The sequence below is a fragment of the Pseudomonas sp. P7759 genome, assembly GCF_013386445.1.
Taxonomy (GTDB): Bacteria; Pseudomonadota; Gammaproteobacteria; order Pseudomonadales; family Pseudomonadaceae; genus Aquipseudomonas; species Aquipseudomonas azotoformans_A.
The window spans coordinates 1-1,294 of the sequence record NZ_JACART010000086.1; the positions used below are offsets into that span (position 1 = coordinate 1).

At 63.0% G+C, this 1,294-nt stretch carries 2 protein-coding genes; both read right to left on the bottom strand.

The annotated features are described in order from the left end of the window. The coding region (locus tag HX823_RS30905; protein WP_177078418.1) for a HAMP domain-containing sensor histidine kinase at positions 1-1,038 on the bottom strand (1,038 nt) is incomplete at its 3' end. Next, the coding region (locus tag HX823_RS30910) for a winged helix-turn-helix domain-containing protein (RefSeq protein WP_177078420.1) at positions 1,035-1,294 on the bottom strand (260 nt) is incomplete at its 5' end. The genes HX823_RS30905 and HX823_RS30910, both read right to left, overlap by 4 nt.

The window sequence follows — 1,294 nt, forward strand, 5'->3', positions numbered from 1 at the left end:
CACCAGGTCCGGCAATGAAAAACCTTCGATCACCGGTTGGACAAAACCATGCTCCAGGCGCACCAGTTCCAGCAATGACTGGGCCAGACCGCCAACCTTGCGGCTCTGGTCCAGGGCAATGCCCAGATAACGGCGGCGTTCTTCGGGGCTGAGGCTGGCATCCTTGAGCGACAGGGTTTCCAGGTAACCATGCAGCGAGGCCAATGGCGTACGCAGGTCATGGGAGATATTCGCGACCATTTCGCGACGTTCCTGGTCCTGATGGGTGATGGCGCGCCATTGTTCGCCCAGGCGGTTTTCCATCTGCACGAAGGCGTGGTCGAGCACGGCAATTTCATCGCCGCTGGTGAGTTCCGGCGCAGCGGTTTCAGCCGCTTTCGGTGCGCCATTAATGTCGAACTGGCCGACTTTGTCGGTCAACTGACGCAGCGGTCGGGTGATCCAGGCGAACGCAACCAGGCCGGCCAACAAGCAGAGCAGGGCGACCAGGCCGATGGACCACAGCGCGATCTTCAACGCCATGCCGGTGGCATCCTTGGCGTCATACACGTCGTGGGCTTCACCCAGCAGCACCACATACAGGAAACCGGTCTGCTGGCCGCCTGCCATAAGAGGCGCCGCGCTGAACACCTTGCGCCCATCAAGGCTGCGCGGGTCATCGCCGAGGATCGGCAGCATGAACCCGGCCAGGAAACGTCGCACGGGTGCGAGGTCGACCCGAGCACGCAGCAAATGACCACTGGGCGCGGCGTTGCCGACCACGCGGCCGTCGATGTCGAGCAGGTACACCTCGACGCTCGGGTTGACCAGCATCAACTGGCTGAACAGGTTGCGCACGGCGTCGGGCTTGAGGCCATCGGCGTCCATCAATTGTGTGTCGCGGGCAATGTGCGCCGCCAGGTCGCGGGACAGGCCTTGCACCACCTCCAGCTCATGCATGCGGTTGGAGCGCACCTGCAACCAGGCCGAGGTGCCGCTGCAGACCAGCAGCAATACGGCGAACACCACCGACAGGCGCTGGGTCAGGGTCAGTTTCATGGTGGGCTCTCGGCAAATTTGTAGCCACGACCCCACACCGTGAGGATGCGCGCCGGGTTGGCGGGGTCGTCTTCGACCTTGGCGCGCAGGCGGTTGATATGGGTGTTGACCGTGTGTTCATAACCCTCATGGCTGTAGCCCCACACCGCATTGAGCAGGTCCATGCGTGAGAACACCTTGCCCGGCTGGCGCGCAAAGAAGTACAGCAGGTCGAATTCCCGTGGGGTGAGGTCCAGGCGCTGGCCTTGCAGGGTGG